Source organism: Streptomonospora alba (assembly GCF_000826685.1).
Taxonomy (GTDB): domain Bacteria; phylum Actinomycetota; class Actinomycetes; order Streptosporangiales; family Streptosporangiaceae; genus Streptomonospora; species Streptomonospora alba.
This window is the reverse complement of record NZ_JROO01000034.1, coordinates 73779-93350: the sequence shown is the minus strand read 5'-3', so window position 1 is coordinate 93350 and position 19572 is coordinate 73779. Positions and strand designations below refer to the sequence as shown.

Sequence of the window (19572 nt, the reverse complement as noted above, 5' to 3'; positions counted from 1 at the left end):
TGGCGCCGGCGCTCATCGGCCGAAACCGCCAGCGCCGACTGGTGGTTGAGGGGCGTCGACAGGCCGAGCACGGAGTTTCGGGTGAACTCGCGGCGCCGGCGGAACTCGGCGCTCGCCTCCGCGGCAGCCTCCCCGTCGGCGGGACGGTTGAAGGCCGCCGGCGACAGGTAATACAGCCTGCACCAGAGCCGGGACGCAACAGTAGTTTGACTCGACGCCAACCTGCTCATTAGTACATTGAATGCTGCTGCTTTTCGCTTCATTAACGAGCAACAATCGGATCGAAGGTTTGGCTCGGGCCTTACTACTCGATCGGCCCCTGGGGAGGCGGAGGAGTGTCGGGCACGTCTTGTCGAGGTAACTGAACTGGTTGGTGCGGCACACCCTTAGGAATACGAACCGGAACAGGTTGATACTGACCGGTCACGAAGATCGACACGATCGCTGTCAGCCCGGTGGTGGCCACGATGCCAGCGACCCAGGGGTAGCCGATCGCAGCGAGCGCCACGATCGCTGCCAGCGTCACGATCAACGCGCTGAATCCGAGACTCTGTCCCCGCTTCACGATGTCCAGCCGCTCCTGAGCCCCTGCTTCGCCGCGCGAGGGTGCTATCGGCCAGGCCACATCGAGGAACCGCGGTGGCGGCTCTTGGCTCGCCTCAGTTGAGCGGACAGCATCCCCCGCTGGTGCGGCATCGGAGAGCCTGGGGCGATCTGCTCGGCGCCAGTCACGCCGAGATCTGGCCGGGACGGCAAGACCCGAGCGATGTTTCATCCAACCTGCTGGAAGATTCTCCACGCCCTCCTATACTGCCCAGATGGGACATTGGTCCGAGAGCCTCGTCGACGAGGCGGCTCAGAAGATCAGCGGCAGCACTGATCGGCGTGTGTTGGAGAACATGCTCGCCCAAGCTGGCCGCGAGATAGAAGTTCTGTCGGGCCGCAGCTTTCATCCGCTGCGCCGGACGACCTCGGTCATCGAGTCCAACGGGTTGCCCTTCGTGGATGTCCCGGACATGCAGGTTGGCTCGATGGAAACTACCGCAGGAGTATGGGAGGTCCCCGATCCGGTTAACTCCGAGACGGCCTCTGCCCTGCAAGTCTCGTCCTTGAGCCAGCTGGCACCGAACGCAGCACCTGTCGCGGAAGCGCTCTGGACTGCTGGCCAGCTCCTCGCCGAGACATCGCGGACTGGGGGCCTAGCGAAAGACTACGTCCTTCGGTGGCTCGGCATATCTGTGGACCACGAGCAGCGAATAGAACTTATGCGCCGGGTCATGGACCCTGCTATTCGGTTTAGCGTCCCGATTCTTGGGATTCCTGTCAACGGGTGGTGGATCCAAATCGCCCGCCGTCTCATCTGGGTGACGGGTGAGACCGAGGACGAAGGGCGACTCCTCGAACTCCTACTGGACAGTACTATGACCGGAGACAAGGACGCACCGCTGGCGGCCGTCGAGCCCATCTTGACGATGGTTCCGATGACACGCCAACCGGCAGACTGGGCATTTACCGCACGTATATGGACCGAGGAAGTTCACCGCCCTATCGACCGGCCATGGAACAAAATTGCGAAGACTATCCACAGCCACGGCACGCCGACAATCACCCTTGATGCCGTATCGACGCCTTACGAAATCGCGTGCCAGGTCCTTTTGAAAGGGTACTGGCATGGCTACATCGACGGAACCGCGCCAGCCCTGGCGAAGGCCGTCGCCAGGGCGTATCCGCGAGAGGTCGAACGTATTCAGCGTGAGACGCGTGCTCCGACCAGTGCTTTTGCAGCCGCGACACTGCTCGAACAACTGACCCACCCCGGATTCGACCCGGCCCAGGGTGCGGAGGCAACCCGCCGGTACGTGCGCCGCAAGGCGAGCATCGCTGTCAAGGAACACAGAAAGTTCGAAGCCCCGGAGCGTTACCCGTGGACGCAGATCGGGATAAGCGAACGTCGCTTTTACAAGCTCCTCCCGCGGTTCGCCCAGAAGGTCAACGGTCGGTATGACTACGACCGAGGCGATGTCGTGACGCGCATGAAGGAACATCTGGACCACAATGACCGGGACCGGGAAGCTCGAACGGCTGCCCTCGACGTTCTCCGGTCGCACGGCTTCGGTGAGGCGGCCGCGCGCAAATGGCTACAGCGACATCGACCTAAGGAGGCCGTAGACGCGTGGCCGCGGGGTTCGCGACCGTAGTACCTGCTGTGGACGGAAGCTAGCCAGCGGATCGCGGTTCGCGCGGCGTTGCGCCGCAATCTTGCAGCTACTCGGTGCTTGTTACGGCTACTGAACCGACGACGTGGAGTATGAGCAATTCTCTCCTGACATAGAACGCTCCAGTTGAGGGTGCGCAACTAGTGCGGTGCCGAATCCGCCGGGATCAGCGGGTGGACGAAGGCGGCCGGTGCCGACCAGGATCATCGCGGCGAAGCTGGTGACTACAATGACCGAGGGATATTGCAGGCGCAGCAGTATCCCGTGCAGAGGCCGCCCGCTCTGGAAGCTGGATCGTGCACTCAGTTGCTCGTGCGGCGCTGCGCAGGTTCTGCAGCACCGGCTCGCGCCTCTGCCGGTCGAGCGCGGGCAGGTGTCATGAGTCCCGCAATCTAGCGCGCCGGGTGGTGCCGACTCCGGCGGGCGCTCCGGTGCCGGAGTGGTGCGGTCGACCGGGGGTTGGGACCCCGACGTCATGGCCTATTGCCGCGGCGACTACTGCGTGATGGCCATGGACGCGGTGCGCGTCCTGCGCTCCCACAGCCAGCCGCGTCTACCGTCTAACCGAAGGCTTGCTGGAGTGGCGCGCCTCCGGGCGCCACGTCCCGCCCACTTGACGAGACATAGGAGATTCTATCGGTTCCACACCGCCGTCGGAGGCTCACCCGCCAGCCGCGTTGCCAACCTCACTGGACAGAACAACTAGCGCTGCGAGGCAATCTACTTCTGAGTGAATGACTGCGGTGCGTGGCCATGTCCGCTAAGATGCGCTTGCCAGGTGTGTGCGGTTTGGGGAAGGCGCACACGAGAAACCGTCGTTCGCCCTGGGGTGTTCCTTAGCAATGAGGAAGGGGCGCGCTAGTCAACGGAATTGTAAGTGTACCTTTTGATTGTTGCTTCCCTAGCCGTATCGATGTTCGTTCTGCTTCTAATGAGGGAGAACGGGAACAATTGGCCGACATGTCTGCTCACTGTAGTGGCGGCGTTCATTAGTTCTTCCGGTGCCATTGCCGCGATTATGGCAGCGCCAGGCTTGATCGAGTGACAAAAAGGGGGTGCCCCGCGCCTGTTTGGGGCGCCCCCTTCGTTTGCAATTTCAGCGGCGCTGGTTTGAGCACCGCCCGATGGCCAGCAGCGCGGCACAGTGCGGAACTCACCGGTGCCGCATGCGGCGTCGCCCAGCACGATCAGCGGCGGACCTTCTCGGCGCTAAGTAGATCCTGGGCGATGCGGGCGTCGTGATGGGGAGACCCCGCTGCTGGGCGCAGCGCCAGGGCGCTGAATATCCTGGCACTGACTGGTGGCGCGGTCTCCGTCACTCCAGCCCGAAGATGGCCGCGCCTTCGTAGGTCTCGGCTTCCAATCTGTCTTCGATCAACTGGATGCCGCAGTCACGCGCGAGGGTCGCCGACCCGCCTGCGAGCCAGATCGAAGTCGCTATCCTTCAACGTCGCTCGAAAATGGGCTCTGGCACAGATTCGGTGAATCGCCTGCGGACGCCGGGCTGATCCCGCGATGATGCGGCGTGTCGCTCTCCTCCCTCTTCACCCTTCTCTTCCCGCACCTGGCCAAGGTGCGGATCGACGACGTGTACCGGACCGGTTCGACGGTGCGGATCGTGGCGGCCACCCGCGCAGAGACGGCCGCGTGCCCGGTCTGCACGACCCGGTCGACACGCGTGCACAGCCGCTACGCGCCGCCTCGCCGATACCCCCGTCTCCGGCCAGGAAGTGCTGATCCACCTGCGTGTCCGCCGGTTCTTCTGCGACGCCCCCGTCTGCGACCGTCGGATCTTCGCCGAGCAGGTGCCCGGCCTGACCGTGCCCCACGCCCGCCGCAGCCGGGGGCTCAGCGACATACTCGCCGGCATCGGCATGGCACTGGGCGGGCGCGCCGGAGCACGCCTGGCCGCGCGGTTGGCCGCAACCGTGAGCCGGATGACACTGCTGCGCCAGGTGCGTACCGAACACGAGCCGGAGATCTCCGTCCCCCGCGTGCTTGGTGTCGATGACTTCGCCCTGCGCAAAGGCCACGTCTACGGGCCCCTGCGGGTCGATGCCCAGACCCGGCGCCCGGTGGAGCTGCTGCCCGAACGCTCGGCCCACGCCCTCAAGGAGTGGCTGATCCGCAACCCCGGAGTGGAGGTCGTCTGCCGGGACCGGGCCGGGTGCTACGCCGACGGCATCACCCAAGGCGCACCACAAGCGGTGCAGGTGGCCGACCGGTTCCACCTCTGGCAGAATCTCGCCGCGGCCCTCGAGCGCTGTCGCCTGCCACCGTCGGAACTTCCCCCGCACCACGACCGAACCGGCATGGAACTCACCGACCGCTGAGCCGGTCGGCCCCGCCTCTTCAGGGATCAGGCAGGGCCCGCTGGCCGAGCGCACCCGCCGGCGTCACCGGCAGGTCCACGACCTGCTGAACCGGGGGCACACCCTCATGGAGATCGTCGGCGAACTCGGCCTCGCGCGCAACACTGTGCACCGCTTTGCCTGCGCACCCGCCGCCGAGGATCTGCTGGCTCGCGACGGTACCGGCAAACGCCCCCGCCACGTGGCGGGCTATGACGCCTACCTGGGCGAGCGCGTTACCCAGGGGTGCACCAACGCCGCTGTGCTCTGGAATGAGCTCCAACAGCAGGGCTATGGGGGCAGTGATGCGAGCGTGCGCGACTACATCCGGCCCTGGCGCTCGGACGCCGCCCCGCCGGCACCGGCCCGGCCGATCACAGTACGCCAGGTCACCGCCTGGCTCCTCAGCCACCCCGACCACCTCGACCAGGAACAGCAGCTCCAGCTCAAAGCGGTGCTGGATGCCTGTCCCGAACTTCAGCGCCTCAGCGAGCGCGTCCAGGGCTTCGCGCGCATGATGGCCCACCGGCAGGGCCATCGGTGGGAAGAGCGGACCAAGGCGGCCCGGGGCGAATGGATCCTCGAACTCGACTCCTTCGTCCGCGGCCTGCGCCGCGACTGGGACGCCGTCGTGGCTGGGCTGACCCTGCCGCACAGCTCCGGCGTGGTCGAAGGCCACGTCAACCGGCTCAAGATGCTCAAACGTCAGATGTATGGACGCGCCAATCCGGACCTGCTGCGCAAGCGCGTGCTGCTTGCCGCCTAATCGGACCAGAGGAAGGCTTCACCGAATCCGTGCCAGAACCCGTTTCCGAGCGATGTTGACACCGCATCCGTGGAGGACCTCAAGTTGTCGGCGATGCGAACGGTACAGCCCCGTCACCCGCCCCTGCTGGAGGAGCGGTCGTACCGTCCATCCAAGTCAAGGCCTGGAACTGGGCACTAACGCATCGCGGTGAGGTCGGTCCCCTGCCGGCTGGCGGAGAGCTCGCCGCGGCGTTCGGCCGGAAGCAGCGCTGGGAGAGGCCGGTCAAGCAACAAGGTGCGCTCCGGCAGCGGTCGGCCGGACCTCCGGACGGCTTGTCGTGCCGTGATGGAGTGCGTGCCAGGCCCGAGATGTGTCGGCTCACTACCCGAGTTCAGTCATCGGAAGGCTGGTTTAGTCCTTGGAATGACGGGAGAGCATATGGCTCAGGGCTTCTTCGTGGGCGGCGTGCGAGCTGAAGACGTATGAGCAAGCCAGACAGGTGCCTGGACCGTAGCCGACACCGAAGTCGTCGATGCCGGTCACTGCGAGGGTCTCACGATTGCAGACCGGACATGTCACTACATCTTTGCCCTCGACAAGGTCGTCGGGGTGGGCAGCCACGTGGTCGCTTGCGAGCACGATCCTTCTGTCGACCTCCTCTTGGCCGATCAGCTCCAGGTAGTCAGCAGCGCGCCGCTGCTCATATCGATCACGAATTTCGTTCTTGACCCAGTCGGACTCCCGTCGTTCGTCGCTTACTTGGCGCAGGCATACGTGTTCGTCAAGCCCGAGAAGGGCCGTGACTTGCTGTTTTGTGAGTGTTCCTGTATCTCGACCGTGCCGCACTCGCTGAGTCTGGTCTAGTGCATCGCGCAAATTCGCCACGTCCGCAGACAGATGCGTCTTGTCCTGATTATTGGGGATAAGCAATTGACCTTGTCCATCTTCGATGCACCGTTCAGTGATGACATCTAGTAGGTGTGAAGCCGATTTCATTCGGTCGTGACCGTTCTTGAGACGTTGACTCTCGTCCCCAGGCCAGACGTGGGCCACGATCGCAGTGAGACCGTTCGTCAACGCTTGGTCGAAGATGGCGGCGGCGCCGGGGACGTCAAGGTCGACATCCAAGACGACCGCGCACCTGCCGTACTGTTCGGCTCGCTCATGCTGCACGCTCCTATTGTCCGGCACGGACAACGCCGCGCAGAACGGGCGCCCGATCTTCGACGGTCAACTCAGCGGACTCTCTCCTCACCTGCCTCCATCTGGGGCTGCATGGCGGTCTGGTGTGGCCCCTACTCACGCGTGACACCGCCCCAGCCCGACACTGGCGAAGCGCCTGCCTAGTGCCGTCGCACGTCGCGCGGCCGGACTGCCAGGAGCGAACCCTTTCGGCAATGTCGCGGTGCGGAAGCACGAGGGCGCTGATGGAGGATGCCAGGGACGCGGACGTCGCTACACCGACTGGCGTGATCTTGAGCGGCGATGCCCGGGGCGCGCTCTGCAGCGCAAGCACGGTGCCGAGTACCGCACCGTCGCTGCCGCGTTGGAGTCGGCGTGGCCCGAGCACCGAAGCCACCACCGAAGAGAGGGTCCCGGCTTGACCGTTACCGGGGTGTCATCGACGGCTGGCTGCGAGACGACCTGGACGCACCGAGGAAGCAGCGGCACACCACGAAGAGAATCTTCGATCGACTGCTGGACGAGCACGACGCTGCCGGGCTCGTGTCGTACGGGATGGTGCGCGACTACGTCGCCACCCGACGGCGTGAGATCCGCATCGAAGCCGGTCGGGAGCCAGCGAACACGTTCACCCCGCAGACCCATCTGCCTGGGCGTGAGGCGGAGGTCGACTTCGGCGAGGTCGCCGTCCGCCTTCGCGGCGAGCTGGTGACCTGCGCCCTGTTCAGCCTGCGCCTGTCGTACTCCGGCAAGTCCGTCCATCGGAGCAGCGCCTCAGCGGGTCAGGAGGCGTTCTTCGAGGGCCACGCCCACGCCTTCCGTGTCCTCGGTGGCGTCCCCACAGGCAAGATCAGGTAAGACAACCTCAAGTCCGCGGTCGCCAGCGTGATCAGCTTCTCCCGCCAGCGCGTGGAAGCGGACCGGTGGACCGCGTTCCGGTCCCACTACGGCATCGAGGCGTTCTACTGTCATCGCGATGGAGTCGCGCCCAGGAGAAGTGCGACGACGCCCGTGGCGATGAGAATGACGCCCACAGGATGGGCTCGGACGGCCTCCCGGATGCGAATGAACAGCGGCATGGACGCACGGTAGCGGCCGGACGGTAGGGGCGAGGAGAACTTGTCGAATTCGACCATCAGGACGCCCAGCACTTCGCCGACGGGTCAAGTTCAGGTGGGGGCCGAGTCCTGCTGAGCTGTAGCTCGGCCCCCAGCGACATCTGCACAGTACGCATGACGATCATCGGCAAAGCGCCCCTGTATCGCGGTCACCCCGCTTCGTTATCGAGCGCCAATTCCAGAGCCAGTTGGACGGGCTCGTCGTCCGGCTTCAGTGGATCGTCGCCGGGGTCGTCCGTCTCATCCGGAAGCTCGTCGTAGGGAAGCGCATACTCCTTGGAGAGTGCAGCCATGTGGAGGGCGAATGGCAGCACCAGTTCCGATTTGCTCTCTTCGGTATTGCGCTGCTGTTGAAGGAACATCGCCCACTTCTCAGGGTCGTCACCTTCACACAGACCTGCCATAGTCAGCTCGATAAGCTGCGGCGATCCCACGTGGGCGTCTGGACGATACATGTTCCGTACACGCGGTTCGTCGTCCGGATCCTTCGGGGGGTCCTTGATGGAGTGCGGGGTGAGCTTAGCGGTCGCCGAATGTTCTTGCATGCTGTGAGGGCGCTCCGCTGAGGCGTAAAAGACGCGTCCGCTCGAATCCAGATCTCCGGGAAACCACAGCCCCTTTGCCAGACCGGCAGGTTTGCTGCTGTCTTCGGGAGCGGCCCACCACTGTGGTGTCTCGCTGCGCTCGTGTGTCGCTACACGGGCGATTCGTAGCCGCTTGCCGAAGCGTCGCAAGGGCTTGGCGTGCCCGTCACCCAAGGCGAGGTGATCCTCAATCAAACCGGAGTTCAGTAGCCAGGGCCAACGGGTACGCGAATTCTGGGCATGGGCGATCACAAGCGTGTCCGTACCGCGCAGCGCGTAGAGCGTGTTCTGCACGAAGGTCGCGGTCTCCCGGGCTTGAGCCTGCGCCGTCGTGGTAGTGCTTGCTCGGCTCGTTAGCTTCCTCAGTAGCTCCGGATAGGGGAGCCACTCCCCCTGGCCGGGAATGTGTCCCAACAGGGGGCCGTCGCCCTGCAAGTACAGCGCCACCGGCGTGAACTGCCTGTTGTTGCTCTTGGAGTCGACGCTGCGTTTTACGATCCAGAAAGCGACTTGTGCCAGATCATCCGGCACATCGGGGGCCAAGCTGTGTTGAGGGGTGAGGACGATTCCGAGCTGCCGGAGGCCGTCAGACCAGGCAGCTTCTGCCCGGTAGGCGGCATCTTCATCGCGCTTGTCCTCTTTCACCTCGGTATCGAGCGGACGCAAGAACTGGCTGACTAGGCCGGCGTCAGCGCAACCGAGGCGGAGCGCCCCCTTCGGGTCGGCCTTGGGACGGAAACCCGTAAAGGTCGATGGGCGGAACGCCCCCTCCAACTCGACGAAGGTCAAAAGCGGCTTTACGTCGTTGCCGAGTGCCCCGGTGATTTCCCGTATCTGCGTGTCGGCTTCGGAGCGCCGATCAGCGATCGCTCGCTCCATAGCCTCACGGTTGCGGGGAGCCCGATCATCGCCAAGGGGGGCGCCGAGCTTTCCGAGCTCCCGTGCCGTGATGCGCACCTCGAGTTCGGGCGCATGCCAGACCCATTCGTTTGGTCCGGATTGCTGTCGATAGAGGGCCAGCCCTAGATGGTTCTCCGCAGCTTGGATCAGGTGATCGCGCATCACCGTAGTCTGAAAAAGCAGAAGTGCAGATAACGATTTCTTGCTGGGGATGTTTGCCGCGAGCGCAACCGCCGCGCGCTTGCGATACACGGCGCCGTTACGGGCGGCGATACGCTGGTTCTCTTCGTTGATGCGCTGCCGCTCCTCGGGAGCGGCGTCCTTCCTGATTGACTTCTTGCTCTCCAACGCGGCGGTTGGATTCCGCCCGGAAACCGTCGACTTCGTCAGCGGTGCTGCAAGCGTGAACTCCGGTTCAAGCGCCTGTCGGCCCCACTCGACCAGGCGTCGCCGCTCCTCAGACAGCAGGCCGGCGCCCACGCCATGGCGGCCCATCGTGGTGTGATGGGTGACGGCCAGACTCAGGCCGTCGCGGCCGCTGATCCAGTCGTCGGCATCCTTCTGTAGGACGTCGGCCGGGGGCAGCGCATCGAGCATCGAGACGCGCGCGAGCATTCCGCCGGGGCCGCCTTCCCGCCACTCGACCTGCTTCGTCTGGGGACGCCAGGCAATGTCGGCGACGGCGAACCGTTCGGGAACGGGGCCGTCCGGCACCAGCGACGAGTCGGCGAGCAAGTAGACGGATGCGGCTTGCAGGCCTCGCATCGCTACCTTGCCGCTGACCCAACGGTGGATGCCGGTGTCAACGTGAATGCGAGGTATGGCCGAAAAGGGCGACGTGCGTAGGAAGAGCCGAATGTAGGCGGAGTAGTAGTAGGCCACCTTTCCCTTCTTCTTTATGAAGGTGTTCGGAGGCCAGGAGATCAACTCGGCCTCGGAGCCTACGAGGCCGGCAACACGCCGAAACCGCAGCCGCTCACCACCGTGCTCGTAGGGAGAGCTCTGGGAGAAGGTCTCGATCTTTTCCGCCAGGTACTCCGGAAGGAGACGGTAGAGCGACGTGTCCGGCTCGGACGTGCCGCCTTCGGAGAGTTGGTGATGAAGGAGATCGACACTGGTCAGTTGCCATTCGATATTGGAGGTGTCCAGGGCCTCCATCGCTCGGCGGATTGCCCGGTAGGTCTCCGCGTTGGGTTCACCCCGGCCATCGTGCTTGTGGTCGAACATGTCCCGGAGCCAGGCGCTGAGCAACCCACGCAGTACCGCTGTGGGGTAAGGGGTGTTCGCATAGAGCCACGGCCTTCCGCCATCGACGGATGCGTATTTGTTCGCTGTCACCAGCTCGGGAGCCGCCGCTCGCATAAGGCGATCCAGACGGCGGATGGGCACCTGGCGCCACTGGAGCACCTTCTCGCGACGCCTCTCCGGGACACTGTCGCCATACAGGCGGAGTACGGCCTCGCGCCATTCGGGGGGAAAGGAGAGCGTGGCGAACTGGCGGTAGAGCGGGCCCGCCTCAGGGTTGTGGATGAACGCGGACGGCTGAATAGATTTATAGCGTGCCATGGCGATGGCCTTTCATAAAATCGTTCGGGGCCGAGATAGCCCGGATCTGTGCGGCCTGCTTCAGTCGATCTCGCTGAGCGCTGTGAAGAGCGGTTCATACAAAGCTTCCACCAGCGATCGGTCGATGGCCGCTGCGTCGCTCGTCTCGTTGAAGTAGTGGCCGAGGACCGCGTGCATCCCGGCGAGCAGCCCCGTCCTGGGGGTGTCTTCGCCACGGTGGGCGGCCTCTTGAGGGAAGAACGCCGCATCGACGAAGACTGCGCGTGCCGGGACGCCTCCGCGCACCAAGCGGCCGATGACCTGCCAAATCACGACCAGCTGGTCCCAAGTAAACGCCGTCTTTTCGTCTTCCGGCAGGCTCGACCAGGCCAGGCGGCGTGTCAGGTAGCGGTTCCACTGCCGCCGGGCACGGGACCGGAACGCCAATCCGGCCTCGTGTGGGGTTGGTGCGGCCTGCGCGGTTCGCCTGAACTCGTATCCGACGCCGCGGATTTGGCGCACGGCCCAGTCGTTGATGGCCTGCACGGCCAGGGCTATGTCGTCGGGCCTCGGATGTGGGCGCGCGAGGAAGTAGACCGAACCGATAGCCGCTTTGCCGCCACGGAGCACGATGTTGTGTCCGCGCTCGACGGCCAACAGCGGCGCGACTAGAAGATGGCCCTGGTCGGACGATGCGAAGTCGGATACGTCGCCCCTGCGGAGAGTCATCCAGGTGTCGTCGAGGTCCGCCTCGTCGGGGACGAGTCGGACCACGCGGCCGCGCCACTCCGGGATCCCATCGAGGTATTCGCTCGCTTCTTTGGCTTCGCTGTAGCTGCCGACCAGGAGAAGTGCCCTCCGCCGGTCAGGATCATCCAACTCGTCGAGTTCCTGCTGGAGGAGAGACTTGGCGTTGGGTAGGCCCCGAGGTGGGACCGCGAGTTGGTGGAGCATCTTTTTCAGGGCGGCCGAGCGCAGCTCGGGTGTAGGGCTTCCGGAGAGGCGCAGCGGTTGTGAAGTGTCGGGGCAGTAGAGAGGAAGCTTCTCGAACCGCGTCCTCAGGATTGCCTCGGCTTCCTCCTCGCGGGGCCGCAGAACTGCGGTCACGGGCGTATGGAGGTGGTAGCGGCTGGATGTGCCGGCCCAGCTCGTTGCCGACATGAGCAAGACGTTCGGCCCGGTCCGGTCGTCGACTTCGGGCAGGTGCGGCAGTGTGAGCAGCAGTTCGCGCCCCACACCGTTGCATCGGAAGAAGCGGAGTTCGCCGCTTTGGACGCCGTCCTTCACTCTGTCGTCGCCTTGGAATTGGAAGCCCAAGACGTTGCCCATGGGCGACTCGGGAATCACTGGGTCATAGTCGGGCGGCGGTCGGCGAGAAAGCACGTTGGAGGTGTCGTGGAGGTTCAGCGCGGCCTCCACGCGTGGCCACAGCGTGGTCATGATGTTGAGGTGGTGGTGCAGGGCGGCCAGTAGCAGTGTGAACTCGAAGCGGACTGCGTGGAGATCGAGTTCGGCCAGTACATCTTCGTCGTTCTGTACAAGTTCAGACAGCACCTGGCGCAGGCGTTGCCGGGTCTCGGAGCCATGCAATGCATGCAGCAGTTCCAGTGCGAGCTGGCTCAACCGGTTGCGGTCGGCGGTCACCTGATCGTCCGGTCCGGTCGGCTCCTCGGTTTGCAGGGGCGCATCGCGGAAGCGGTCGAGTGCGGCCTCCACGTGTTCCATGGCTGTTCGCCGCTCGGTGGCTGCCTCGACCTCTGTGCCTTCTTGCACGCCTTCCTGCTCGGTGCCTAGCAGGTCCGGGAACCAATTCGCCATGAGCCACTGGTGCAGAGTGAGCGCGCTGAAGTAGTCCTTGGTGATCCACGACCGCAGGTCGGCGTCGTTGACCAGCAGCGAGTAGCAGCGGTCGGTGGCGGAGGCGACGGTGTCGACGGCGTTGGTCCAGTCGTCGACGTCGCGCGCCGAGAGCTGAATACGTCCTTGGCCAGCCAGTTCGGCGACCTTGTGCCGGGACACCTCATCCAGCCACGAGTTGGGCGACCGGCCGACCAGGGTGGCCGATGGTGCGAACGCCGTGTCCAAGAGCATCTGTACGCGGTCCGCCTCGTCGACGATGACGATGTCGCTACGGCGAGCCGCCAATTCCAGGTACCGAATGCGTTCCTCGTTCATCTGTGCCGGGACGCCGCTGTGTACCAGCCCCGCGGGCGTGGACACCCATACCTGAGCCTCGGTCAACTCCCGCGCACCGATGTTGCGAGGGCAAGAGCCCCATAGCGGGCAGGCGTGGGGGGTCGACTTTTCCTCTGGCGGCGGCGGGGCGGCGGCTTCGTTGGAATCCAGTTCGTGAAGGCCCGCAGGAAGGCGTGCGCCGACTGATTCGTCGGATTCTTCGGCGCCCTCCTGGCCGCGTTCTTCATGACGGGCGACGGGAAGGAGAGTGCCGCACGGCGCATCGGCGAGCCGCAGCGGCCGATGGGATTCGGTGCCCCGCAACGCATCGACCGGGCATGCGCTGCTGAGGAAGCGGAAGGCTTCGTCCGTGTGTTCCAATGGAGACGTGGCTTCACCGTTGGCCAGCCGGTGGTGCAGACGCGCTGCGTTGCGCTCACGGGTGGAATGCCCGAGCACTGGCGCGGCGCGTACGCCCAAGTGCGCGAAGCGGTTGACGACATCCAGGGTTTCGGCGACATCGGAGACCACTACGGTCATGCGGGCACCGCGCTTCGTCGCGGCCCAGAACGTTAGGATGTCGCGCAACGTCGATTTACCCGCACCGACCATGCCGACCAGGTGGGCCAACCCTTGGATTGTGAATGTATTGGTGCCGCGGAATTGGCCACGGGGTTCGTCGCGCACCCGCAATTCGACGCGTTCCAGCCGCTCAGCCCACCGACCACCGCTTACGCCAGGAAGCGCTTGCTCACGTGCATCCATTTCGCGCGCCGCTGCGCGCAACTGGTCCCAGCGCACGCTGATCGGACTGCCGCGGAGGGTCGGCGGCGCCTCGAAGTCGTGTGCCGGGACCGGGACGCTGTGCCCGCCGGCGGCCTTCAGTAGCGCCTCGTCGAATTTGACCGAGTGCGTGCGGTCTTTTGTTTTGAAGCGGTACTCGTCGGCCTCGGCCACCGGCAAGCGTCGGCGGGCGAACGGCGGAGGTGTCGTGAGCACGTGTTCGTAGACGTCAAACCGCTTCGCGGCGCGGGAGGGAGACCGGCGCTGGGGGGTGTCTTCGGGGGAATCGAGTTCATAGCCTCGCAGTTCGACGGGCAGAGCGATGTAGGCCCGCAGGCCCATGATCCACTCGCGCGGTCGGCGCATGGCGGTGAGGTAGTAGCGCGCCCGGCGGATGCGCAGCAGTTCGTCAGGGGTGTCAGCTCCACCGAACGCCTGGCTGTAGGGGTAACCGTCGAACAGAGTCCAGGTATCGGCCGCAGCATGGCCCGGCAGCGCTGTGCCGAGCAAGTACAGGCCCAGTTCGACGTCGAGGAGGTCGCCAGGGCGGAACGAGTTGGCCCCGTTTGGCCAGGCATCGTTGAGTTGTACCAGCAGCTTGCCGTGCCAAGAACTGCGGTCACGCATCGCCGGTTTCCTCCGTGGTCGTCGTCGGGGTGGGCAGAAAGGTGCGCTGCGGGGTGACTCCTTCGCCGAATCTTGTTCGGCCGGTGAGGCGGAGGCGTGCGCGCTCCACCAGCTCATCGTCGGCGAGCAAGTTCAGTCGGTTTTCGAGGTTGTCGGGGCGGTGGTGCCGGAAGACGCGGGCGTAGTCCTCGCGGTCGTCGAACCGGTAGCGGGGGACGACCAGGAACCCGTGATCATAGGGAGGGTCTGCGGGGAGGGGGCGGGCAGCACGGCCCAATAGCGCGGGATTGGCCCGATCCTTCACATCGACCGCCCAGATTGCAGCGTCGGGAAAGGAGACGCGCAGGTCGTAAGCGTCGAAGCCGGGCCACATCTCCACGGTCAACCCCAGGGTTGTCAGCTTCTCCTCCAGTTCTACTTCAGCCAGTCCCGGGCCGGTGACAAACGTCCGCAGTGGGCGGCCGATCTGGTAAATGCCGCCCTCGCGTTCCGCGGGCAGGCGGTCGCCGATGCGGGGGCGCCCCTCACGTCGGCAGCGATCAAGTTCGCAGACAGGTTCGCCGGATGCACCGCGGACCAGCAGGCAATGGCAGCGTTCGCATACCAAGAACGTGCCGTTGTGCAGATGGGCTGCGGGAGCCCGCAGGTAGGCGCGCTTGATTAGGTGCTGCATGGCGTCCAGACCAGGCGACGAGACAGTCCGGAGGAGTTCGGCTCCGGTGAGCACGGGGTGTTTGATCAGCAGTCGTCGGAAAGCGGCGTAGGCCTCGGGATCCTCTAGGGATCGTGCGAAGTCGAGAGCGCCGCGCATGACGGAGTTCTGGTAGACCTCGCTGACCGCTGAGGAAGCGCTGACGGCCCATTCGGCGCAATGCTGGGTGGGCGTATGTGTATCGGGATCGACCAGCCGGGTCTCCGGTGGAAGCAGTGCCTCCGGTAGCCGGATCGGCCATTCGGGCAAGGGTTTCTCCCGAGCCCATCGGGCCATCTGGGCAACACTGTGCGGCGGTTTGAGGTTCGCGCGCAGGCTCCGCAACACGAGGTGGTCATAGGCCTGTTGGACGGTCGCGTCGTAGAGGCCGTCACCGTGGAGACGGCCCTGGGCCAGGCGCATGATGGCGGTGGCGACTACCCGCAACAGATTCTCTCCCTCGTAGAAGTCGGCATCAGTACCTGCCGGCGCCGTTTCAGGGATGGTGTTCATCGGCTCACTCCTCTTTGGGTAGGGCGGCGTCGGGACACCAGTGAGAGACGGGGCAGCGGCGGCAGGCGTCCTCGTGCGGGTGCGCGGGATAGGAGGTGTCACCGTGCCAGGACCGGGTGAGGGAATAGAGGACTTCTTTGGCTGCTTCGACGTCGATCGGATCGTCGGCGTGCAAGAAGATCAGGTCGGGGAGGCGGTCGGGGTAGAGCACCTCAAGCTCGACTCGCGCGCCCTCGGTCTGCTCGCCGAGGTGTCCGCCATGGAGTATCAGTAGGCCCAAGGCGAGCTGGGGATAGCGGCGGAATAGCTCACGGCGGGAAGTGGCGCCCGAACGGCGCGTTTTGGTTTCGCGCCACACCGGTGCGCCGTCCTCATAGAAGAGTAGATCGGGTTTGGCCAGCACGACCGCGTTGGCGTAGGCGTCAAAGAAGGCCAGGTCGGGCTCCGGATCGGAGTGGGAGATCGCGCTGCTGAACGGGCAGACGCCCGCGTGCGAGGTGAGCATTCGTATGCCCAGGCGTATTTCTTCCTGTGGAAGCGCCCACTCGGTCTCGCCCCATGTCTCCGGGGCTTCAGGGACGGAATTTGGTGTGCAGGGTTGCCCGTGGACAGCCGCCCTCCGGTGGGCATCTTCCAGCCAGGCGTGTACGGCTTTGCCGCGCCTATGCTCAGCGGCGTACTCGTCGGCTTTGGGTAGTTTCAGTGCACGCATGTGGTATTGCGCGGGGCACTGCCGGTGGTAGCGCAAGTCGCTGGCCGAGACTGTGCGTAGCGGGGCCTGCCGGGTTCGGACACCTAGCAGTCCGGGCGCCCATATGCGCTCCTCGCAGACCATGAGCGCTTTGCAGTCGACGCAAGAGGTTCCTGGCCGGGGAGCGCCGCCGGCGACGATCTCGATGTGCCGGTGGCGCCCTCGCTCTTCGTATCGGGCCTTGGCCTCCTCGGGGGCACCATCGAACAGGACGTTGCGCGAGCCGTCCATGAGACCGATTTCGATTACGCGGACGCGTCGGATGTATCCGGGTGGCCGGTGGGGGCCGAGAAGCGGAAACGGTTGCCCCCACTCCTCCGGTGGCGGCCAGCGCGCAGGGCGGCCGATCGCGGTCGTATGGGCGGCGATCGCAATCTCGGCCTCGGACCGTTCCGCTCTGGAGGGGGCGCTTGTGGCCAGCTCTGCCCTCTCGACGCTGCCCATGCGTAGGAAGCGGAATTCGCGCACTGTGCCATCCGGCGATTCATAGCGACGTCCCCAGGTGAACATCTCCCATGTGCGCTCGTGACTGGACCGAGCGACCCAGTAGTGGGGGACAGGCCGCAGCTCGGGATCCGTGAGCTGATGCAGATGAGGACTGTAGTGATGGAGTGCCTGGTCGACATAGCGGGCCAGGCCGGGGTGCAGGTGCGGGCGGGGCTGGCCGGTAGCGGATCCGAGGGCTGAAGCACTGCTGTGGAACTCCAGGGCATCGATCCGCTCCTGGACGAAGCGGAGAGGAAACGTCTCCAAGGAGTGCTTGCCTTTGCGGACGCGCTTCTCCGCGACCAGGGCGGGGTGGGCCTTAGCTGCGAGATAGGCGGGGCATTCGGTTTCAGAGGCCTTTGCCGAGCGCGGACTGATGCGGAGGAGGTAGGGGTCACCCCGGAGACCGGGAGGAAGACCGGAGGAAGGCGGCATGAAGTACCTCACGTGGCCGAGGACATGCGCGGATGTGATCGGAGAGCAACGGGAGTGCTGTTAACCGTAGCACGGACAAGAGTGTTAATACCATCAACCAATGAGATGGGTGATGATCAACCAGAGGCGGAGGTGTGTATAGTCAGGCCTGCGGGGTTGCAAATCCGCAGGTGAGAGGTGTGACTATGGTGGCCGGTCGAGCAGAGGTGACATCCGCCGAGATTGCCCGGCTTGTGGGGGTGAAGCCGGCGGCAGTCAGCAACTGGCGTCGCCGCTATAGTGACTTCCCAGCGCCGGTGGGAGGGACCGACCGCAGTCCGCGCTTCGACCTCACCGAGGTTGAAGAGTGGGTGACCGCGCGCGGTGCTGGCGAGCCCATCGACCCGCGTCGCCGCCTGTTCCAAGCCTTCGACTCGGTCCGCGGAACAGCGTCAGGGAATCAGACGTTGGGCACTGTGGGGCTTCTACTGCTCCACCTACATCGACATCCGGCAGCGGCGGTGCCCTCAGACTCCGACAGCCTCGGAGCTTTCCTAGTCGACGCCGAGCGCGAGTTCACCGGGAAGAAACGCGTCGGACCCGGTATTGCCGACATGGCCGCGCGCCTTCGGCAACCGAATCTTGGGGCGGGTATGCCCGACCTGCTCGTCGCGGCAGCTGAGGTCTCCCAGAATACGGCGCCCGCCTCGCTTTTCGAAGCGCTTGTCCGCCACGCTGACTCAACAGCTGGGCCGTCGCTGCGTACCGTTCCGCGCGAGATCGCGGACCTGATGGCCCTGCTTGCTGGCGACGGCGCTACGGAGCTTGTAGATCCCGCCTGCGGCCGAGGCCAAGTGCTGATTGCTGCGGCGAACCGCGGCTGGAGACGTGTGCGTGCCCAAGAGCGTGACCCGGATGCTGCCTGGGTGGCGGCACTGCGCCTTGCCTTCGCTGACGCAGATCGCTCATCACCGTACACCGACGTGCACGCTGACGACGCCCTGCACCGGCCCGCCTTCCCCCTGGGGCGCGCGGACGCCGTCGCGTTCGCCCCGCCGGTTGGCGACCGGAACTGGGGCTTGGAAGAACTGGAACATGACCCCCGTTGGGTTCACGGCGTTCCACCGCGGTTGGAGTCGGAGTTGGCGTGGGTGCAACACGCGCTTGCGCAGGTGCGCCCCCGGGGGCGCGTCGTGGCGCTCATGCCTCCGGCAGCAGCCGAGCGCCCCTCCGGGCGCCGTATCCGGCGCTCGCTGGTCCAGGAAAGTGTTGTACGGGCAGTCGTGTCGCTGCCGACAGGTCTTTCGGCCTACCATGCTCTGCCGCTCCATCTGTGGATCCTGGAACGCTCGGCCGAAGACGGGGTCTCCCCTTCAACGCCGGTGCTCTTCCTCGATTGGGAAGACTTGAGTGAGCCAAGAGATGAGCAGGAATGGGCGCGGGCGACCGAAGACATTTTCGGCTTGTGGGCCGAGTTCTGCATGAGCCCGGGCTCGTTTGCCGAGCGGCCTGGTCGAGCGCGGGCGGTCTCCCCACTAGACCTCCTCGGCGAGGACGTCGTCCTGACTCCGCGGCTCCACCTTCCTGTCCGGTTCAGCGCCCAAGAGTCGGAAGAACGTCTGGTGAGTCTACGGAATCGGACGGAGCAACTACTCGAGGAGAGCCGCGAGCTGACCACCGTCCCTATAACGCTGCCGGACTCCGACCGGGGGTCGGCGCAGTTTCTGACCGTGGAGCAACTTGCAGAGCGTGGCGCGGTGACCGTGCGGCGGCCGCAAGCGTCCCTGCGCTTGAGTGATGATGATTCAACGCCCAGGCATGGGGCGGTCGATGCGCGAGTCCTCACGACGGATGACCTCATCGAAGGCAGCTCCCCGTCGGGTACGGAGCATGTGGACATCGATCCGATGCGCAATCCGCCGATCCGCGAGAGGGATGTCCTCGTTCCGGCGGCCGCACCGGCGTGGGTACGAAGACCGATTGCCCGGGTGGCTGGCGAAGAGGAAGCCGGCGCGTATCCAGGGCCCAATGTCTATGTGCTGCGTCCCGATGAAGCCGCTGTCGACCCCTGGTTCCTGGCAGGAATGCTGACGACGGGCGAAGGGGCGCGCCAGGTCGCGCGCGCGAGCTCCAGCAGCCACCGGATGCTGCGAGTCGACCCGCGGCGGCTTAGCCTACCCGTACTTCCTGTCGAGACCCAGCGCCGCTATGGTGCGGAGTTTCGCCGAGTGGCGCGCCTCGCCGATCTCCTGCGCTCTCTGCACGAAACCGGCGACGAATTCGTCGATGCCACCCGGGACCTCTTGAATGGCCCATTCGCCTCGCGGCGTGACGGGGGCCGTACCGCGGTCTAATCCTCCCGAGTCGCCCGACCATTCCTATCGAAGGCTGGCGGACACCCGTTTCGCTGAAGGTCAACGCTGAGAATGCGACAGAAAATCCTTCGTGAGATGCGGGATAAGCCCGTTTCCTCCAAGAAAGTTGGCCG

Annotated in this window: 11 protein-coding genes and 1 pseudogene; 5 read left to right on the top strand and 7 right to left on the bottom strand. The window is 65.1% G+C overall.

What is annotated here, in order from left to right; genetic code table 11:
- Positions 1-230, bottom strand: a 230-nt coding sequence (locus tag LP52_RS28470; protein ID WP_040275248.1) for a hypothetical protein, incomplete at its 3' end; no start/stop codon positions are given.
- A gap of 74 nt (positions 231-304) precedes the next feature.
- A complete protein-coding gene (locus LP52_RS27420) occupies positions 305-565 on the bottom strand; it encodes a hypothetical protein (RefSeq protein WP_157036385.1) in 261 nt (86 codons plus the stop codon).
- A gap of 253 nt (positions 566-818) precedes the next feature.
- Here LP52_RS27420 and LP52_RS18250 point away from each other — a divergent pair, with 253 nt between their 5' ends.
- The 3 genes and pseudogenes from LP52_RS18250 (at position 819) to LP52_RS27410 (ending at position 5333) form a co-directional block, all read left to right on the top strand.
- Positions 819-2198: a hypothetical protein gene (locus LP52_RS18250; protein ID WP_040275247.1), complete on the top strand. Its 1380-nt coding sequence runs from the start codon at positions 819-821 to the stop codon at positions 2196-2198.
- A gap of 1715 nt (positions 2199-3913) precedes the next feature.
- Positions 3914-4549 (top strand): annotated as a pseudogene (locus LP52_RS27415) (ISL3 family transposase); the annotation flags it as partial.
- 106 nt (positions 4550-4655) lie between these two features.
- Positions 4656-5333: a transposase gene (locus LP52_RS27410; protein ID WP_157036383.1), complete on the top strand. Its 678-nt coding sequence runs from the start codon at positions 4656-4658 to the stop codon at positions 5331-5333.
- A gap of 393 nt (positions 5334-5726) precedes the next feature.
- Here LP52_RS27410 and LP52_RS27405 read toward each other — a convergent pair whose 3' ends face one another.
- Positions 5727-6488 (bottom strand): hypothetical protein, encoded by a 762-nt coding sequence (locus LP52_RS27405; RefSeq protein WP_157036382.1) that lies wholly within the window; start codon positions 6486-6488, stop codon positions 5727-5729.
- A gap of 384 nt (positions 6489-6872) precedes the next feature.
- Between LP52_RS27405 and LP52_RS18235 the strand changes: the two genes are divergently transcribed.
- On the top strand, positions 6873-7355 hold the full coding sequence (locus LP52_RS18235) for a transposase (RefSeq protein WP_202966139.1): 483 nt from the start codon (positions 6873-6875) through the stop codon (positions 7353-7355).
- 409 nt (positions 7356-7764) lie between these two features.
- Here the strand turns inward: LP52_RS18235 and LP52_RS18230 are convergent, their stop codons facing one another.
- The 4 genes from LP52_RS18230 to LP52_RS26760 are packed head-to-tail and all read right to left on the bottom strand — an operon-like array spanning position 7765 to position 16628.
- Positions 7765-10665: a pPIWI_RE module domain-containing protein gene (locus LP52_RS18230; protein ID WP_040275245.1), complete on the bottom strand. Its 2901-nt coding sequence runs from the start codon at positions 10663-10665 to the stop codon at positions 7765-7767.
- A 60-nt stretch (positions 10666-10725) separates the two neighbouring features.
- A complete protein-coding gene (locus LP52_RS18225; protein ID WP_040275244.1) occupies positions 10726-14229 on the bottom strand; it encodes a pPIWI_RE_Z domain-containing protein in 3504 nt (1167 codons plus the stop codon).
- The gene (locus LP52_RS18220) at positions 14222-15433 is read right to left on the bottom strand and encodes a pPIWI_RE_Y domain-containing protein (RefSeq protein ID WP_169775385.1); all 1212 of its coding nucleotides are present in this window, start codon (positions 15431-15433) and stop codon (positions 14222-14224) included. The genes LP52_RS18225 and LP52_RS18220 overlap by 8 nt, the downstream gene beginning before the upstream one ends.
- 4 nt (positions 15434-15437) lie before the next feature.
- Complete coding sequence (locus LP52_RS26760) at positions 15438-16628, bottom strand: PD-(D/E)XK nuclease family protein (protein WP_169775384.1); 1191 nt, start codon at positions 16626-16628, stop codon at positions 15438-15440.
- Positions 16629-17290: 662 nt separating this feature from the next.
- On the opposite strand from LP52_RS26760, the gene LP52_RS18210 reads away from it, so the two are divergent.
- Positions 17291-19438: an N-6 DNA methylase gene (locus tag LP52_RS18210; protein WP_084723303.1), complete on the top strand. Its 2148-nt coding sequence runs from the start codon at positions 17291-17293 to the stop codon at positions 19436-19438.
- The last annotated feature ends 134 nt before the right edge of the window (positions 19439-19572 follow it).

What these genes read in the sequence shown, in the direction of transcription:
- LP52_RS18250 (WP_040275247.1), top strand. Translation starts at nt 819, where the DNA reads ATGGGACATTGGTCCGAGAGCCTCGTCGACGAGGCGGCTCAGAAGATC.
- LP52_RS27410 (WP_157036383.1), top strand. Translation starts at nt 4,656, where the DNA reads ATGGAGATCGTCGGCGAACTCGGCCTCGCGCGCAACACTGTGCACCGC.
- LP52_RS18230 (WP_040275245.1), bottom strand. Translation starts at nt 10,665, where the DNA reads ATGGCACGCTATAAATCTATTCAGCCGTCCGCGTTCATCCACAACCCT.
- LP52_RS18225 (WP_040275244.1), bottom strand. Translation starts at nt 14,229, where the DNA reads ATGCGTGACCGCAGTTCTTGGCACGGCAAGCTGCTGGTACAACTCAAC.
- LP52_RS18220 (WP_169775385.1), bottom strand. Translation starts at nt 15,433, where the DNA reads ATGAACACCATCCCTGAAACGGCGCCGGCAGGTACTGATGCCGACTTC.
- LP52_RS26760 (WP_169775384.1), bottom strand. Translation starts at nt 16,628, where the DNA reads ATGGGCAGCGTCGAGAGGGCAGAGCTGGCCACAAGCGCCCCCTCCAGA.
- LP52_RS18210 (WP_084723303.1), top strand. Translation starts at nt 17,291, where the DNA reads ATGGTGGCCGGTCGAGCAGAGGTGACATCCGCCGAGATTGCCCGGCTT.